Below are 4607 nucleotides of genomic sequence, written 5' to 3'. Positions count from 1 at the left end.
TTGGGGGCTTCCCCCTGTGAGAGTAGGACGTCGCTAGGCAATGTAAACAGTCAGCTGTGTGCTGGCTGTTTTTTTATAAAATTATACAAATAGTATTTAACCAATAGTAAAAAATCGAGAAGCTAATTTAAGCTTCTCGATTTTTTTAATTATTTACTTTAGCAAAAGTTAATCTTTATATAGTTAAATATACTCATTGGTGTTTATATATTTCAGTATGCTTTCATATTAATTTCGATGTAATATTACCCATAGTATTAAAAGGTAATATTATGGCTTTTATAGGTATTATATATTAAAATAGGTAATAGTTATTTTTACATACTATTAGGATATAGATATGTAAAAAATATATAGATAGGAGTGTAAATATTGATAATACTAGATAGACCTTATGTTTCGGGCTTATTAGCGGACACAATTAGTAAGAATAAAATTCCGGTAATCAGATTAAATGAAGTTTTTATACCAAACGAATCTACTATAAATTTCAAAAAGGTAGACGATTTGTTAATTGAATTAGAGAAGGGGAATTCTCCAATTCTCTTTAACTCTGAAAATGGACTTAATATTTTATCAAAATATGCGCCTAATCACTATTTAACAACTGTTACAGATATTTTGAAAAATAAAGTTACTTTCAGGAAAACATTAAGTAGACATTATAAAGATTTCTTTTTCACAGAAGTTTCTCTAAAAGAATTAGAAGAATTAGATCCTAGTGCTCTACCTTTCCCTATTATTGTTAAGCCTGTTATAGGATATTCAAGTATAGGTGTACATCGTATTGATAAGGTAGAAGAATATAAAGAAACTATTAAACAACTTAAGGTTGAAATGGAAGTTATGAGTTCAGAGTATCCAATCGAAGTTATTAATAGCCAATCATTTATAATTGAAAAATTAATTGAAGGCGATGAATACGCTGTTGACGTATATTTTACAGAAGACGGGGAACCTGTTATCCTAAATCTTTTTAAAAGAATGTTTAGGCATGAGAAAGACATGAGCGATAGGATTTACTATACGAGTAAGCAAGTAATAAATGAGTCCCTCAGTAAAATTCAAGAGTTTTTAAGAACTATTTCATCGTTCTTCGCTTTAAAGTCTGCCCCAATACATATTGAAATTCGCATCGATAATGATGAACAGATTGTTCCTATTGAAGTAAATCCACTTAGATTTGCTGGTATCGGTACAAATGAACTTGGCGTTCATGCATATGGTGTAAACGCATGTGAATACTTTTTCAAACAAGAAAAGCCTGATTGGGGAAATATAGTTAATCAAATGGATGATTCAATTTATAGTTTTTGTTGTGCTGAATTAGATGCTTCTATTGATTGTAAGCAAGTTGTATCTATTAATCATGAAGCGTTTAAACTAAACTTTGATGAAATTTTAGAATATCGACCAATGAAAGTAAATGAAAGTTCTACATTTGCTGTAATCTTCCATAAGTCACCGGATTTAAATGAAAATATAAGGTTATTGAATTTAGATTTGAATCAATATATATCTTTAGAAGAATTGGTAATTGTTTAATAATGACTAATTTTTCTATTGCAGTTAGGAGCGTTAATGATGTTTAAAGGTATGACAATTAGAAAGAAAATATTATTAAACGTATTAATGCCTATTGTTGTTATAAGCACCATTTTTAGCTTAGCCATTTTTATTGTAGCTGATCGTTTAATTGAAGGGTATATTATTCCTCAGTTTGAAGAGAGCTTAACAATGAAAATGGAGGACTTTGATGAGCTATTTGATAAAGAATTAATCAATAGTGCTAAAACAAACAAAAGTGCATATCAAGAACTATTGTCTAGAGGAAATGCATTTCAAGAAGAGCATGAATTAGAAAATGTATATATTATGAGTAAAGTAGATAATAAAGAAGTCATTTTATTTTTAGGTAATGACGATAAGTATTTATCACCACTAGCGTTTACAGATGAACAAAAAGCAGCGTTAGGTACAACTAAAATGGTTACAAGTGATATTTATAAAGATGAATACGGCGCTCATAAGTCTACATTTTTACAAGTTCAAGGAACAGATTCTGTCTTAGGATTAGATGAAGATGCAGATTTTATAGTTGATCTAGAAAGTTTATTAATAAAAGTATGTGTATTATTAGCACTTATATTTATTGTGGTAAGTGGTATACTAGCATATTTCACTGCTAAAAGAATTTCTAAACCGTTAAATGAACTTGTAGATTATACTAAAGTAATTGCAGCTGGTGATTTAACACAGGAAATTAAAAATACCAGTAATGATGAAATTGGTCAGCTGGCATCAAGTTTTAATAGTATGCAAGTACAGCTAAAAGAAGTTATAGGTCATGTATCCTCAACAGCAGACTATGTAGCAAACGGGTCTAAAGAATTGACTCAAAGTATAGAGCAAGTGACAGAAATGGCTAATCAGGTATCAGCAGCAATTCAGGAAGTTTCAGTAAGTAGTGAAATGGTAACAACTGGGGCTATTCAAAATCAAATTGCGATTAGGGAAATATCAGAGGGGATAGTAGAAATTACAGAATCTACTACAAACGTCTCTGACGAATCTATTAAGACTTCTGAAGAATCCAATCAAGGTAATAATGTCATTCAACAATCCGTACAAGGAATTGATTCAATTAACGAGCTTTCAAAAGCCTCTATGCAAATGACAGAACAAATGCATCAACGATCTAAAGAAGTAGGACAAATTACAAATGTAATTACAAGTATTTCAGATCAAATTAATTTACTAGCACTAAATGCAGCTATTGAGGCTGCTCGTGCAGGTGAATATGGAAAAGGGTTTGCTGTTGTTGCAGATGAAATAAGACATTTAGCAGAACAATCTGCCCAATCTGCTAATGACATAACTAAATTAATCTCTGAAATGCAAAACAATTCTAATGAATCGGTTGAAGCTATTACGAGAGTTGTAGATGAAATTGATCAAGAGACTGTCGCAATAAGATTGGCTGGAGATACTTTCCAAAAAATCTCATCTCTAATTTCAAACATTAGTATGCGAACTCAATCAATTGCTTCAACAGTAGAACAAATATCAGCAAGCTCTGAACAAGTATTAGGGACTACTGAGACAACTGTGCAATCACTGGAGCAAACATCAGCAGGTACCCAAAATATTGCTTCAACTATGCAGGAGCAATCTGCTTTTATGGAAGAAATGCTAGGAACAGCTAATCAAGTAAATGATATGGTGGAAAATTTGAAAGGTCAAATTGCACATTTTAAAATTAAGTAATCTAAGCAATAACATTAACTAAGTTAAAAGGATTAGCTCTAACTTGAACAGAGCTAATCCTTTTACTATTTTTAAATCCGTATGCCAACTATCAAAGTCATTTGTAAATTCGACAAAATACTCATTGAGTTCGTTCTAATTGTATATAACTCTTTATATAATGTAACGATTACTTTAAAAAGGAGAGGAAATTTTGTGGATTGATGGTGTTTTTTCTGGTGGCGGTTTGAAGGGGTTTGCACTTGTTGGGGCGTATCAAGTACTAGAAGCTGAAAATTTTCGCTTTAAACGGGTAGCTGGAACGAGTGCCGGGGCTATATTGGCTGCTTTTATTGCTGCCGGGTATAGCGGAAAAGAAATCCAGACTATGTTAGAAGAGTTGGATGTACCTTCATTATTAGATCCAAGAAAAACAATCTTACCATTACCATTTATGAAGTGGGTTAATGTTTATCACCATTTAGGTTTATATAAAGGAAAAGCATTAGAAAAATGGTTTTTTCAGAAATTAGCAGCAAAAGGAGTTTATACATTCGGAGACTTACCTAGAGATTCATTAAAGTTAGTGGCCTCAGATTTAACAAATGGCAGAATGATTGTGTTACCGGATGATTTACAAAAATATCATATTGATGCTAAAAATTTTTCGGTTGCGTGTGCTTTACGTATGAGTTGTGGCATACCATTTTTCTTTGAACCCGTTACATTAAAAACAGGAAAAGGAGATTCAGTTATTGTAGATGGCGGTGTATTGAGTAATTTTCCATTGTGGGTATTTGATGATAGAGAAAGACGTAAAGTGCGACCGATTATTGGACTTAAATTGAGTAGACGTAGAGAAGAGCAACACCCACATGAAATTAAAAATGGATTAAATTTATTTGAAGCTTTATTTTCTACTATGAAAGATGCTCATGATGAAAGATATATTTCAAGACGACATGAAAGAGATATTATTTTTATTCCCGTTGATGATTATAGCGCCACACAATTTGATTTAGACGAAGAGACTAAAGAAACACTTTTAGAAATCGGAAGAAACCGTACGATTCAATTTTTAAAAGCATGGCCGAGATATAAGCTATAAAACTTTTAAAAAAATGTATTAATACTATTGACGTCCTATGAGATAGATGATATTATATAAAAGTTGCTGATGAACATGCAACTAGAACAATACAAAAATAAAATAACTGTTTGACATTATGTATAAAACATGTTATTATATAAAAGTTAACTCTTAACAAAAGAGATAATAATTATAAATGAACCTTGAAAACTGAACAAGCAAAACGTAATCAATAAAGTTTTTAGTAGCTAACCTTGAGTTAGTGAACGAA

The 4607-nt window shown here is 31.2% G+C and carries 3 protein-coding genes; all 3 read left to right on the top strand.

Annotated features, from left to right (window positions below):
* Positions 1-372: 372 nt before the first annotated feature.
* The 3 genes from AC3WSK_RS26315 (at position 373) to AC3WSK_RS26305 (ending at position 4354) form a co-directional block, all read left to right on the top strand.
* Positions 373-1545: an ATP-grasp domain-containing protein gene (locus tag AC3WSK_RS26315; RefSeq protein WP_170939085.1), complete on the top strand. Its 1173-nt coding sequence runs from the start codon at positions 373-375 to the stop codon at positions 1543-1545.
* A gap of 36 nt (positions 1546-1581) precedes the next feature.
* Positions 1582-3267 carry a methyl-accepting chemotaxis protein gene (locus tag AC3WSK_RS26310; protein WP_427485207.1) on the top strand — a complete coding sequence of 562 codons (1686 nt, stop codon included), beginning with the start codon at positions 1582-1584 and terminating at the stop codon, positions 3265-3267.
* Between the two features lie 193 nt (positions 3268-3460).
* On the top strand, positions 3461-4354 hold the full coding sequence (locus AC3WSK_RS26305) for a patatin-like phospholipase family protein (RefSeq protein ID WP_079564489.1): 894 nt from the start codon (positions 3461-3463) through the stop codon (positions 4352-4354).
* Positions 4355-4607: the final 253 nt, after the last annotated feature.

This window comes from Lysinibacillus sp. EB271-A1-10B (genome assembly GCF_058791335.1).
This window is presented reverse-complemented; position numbering and strand designations above follow the sequence as displayed.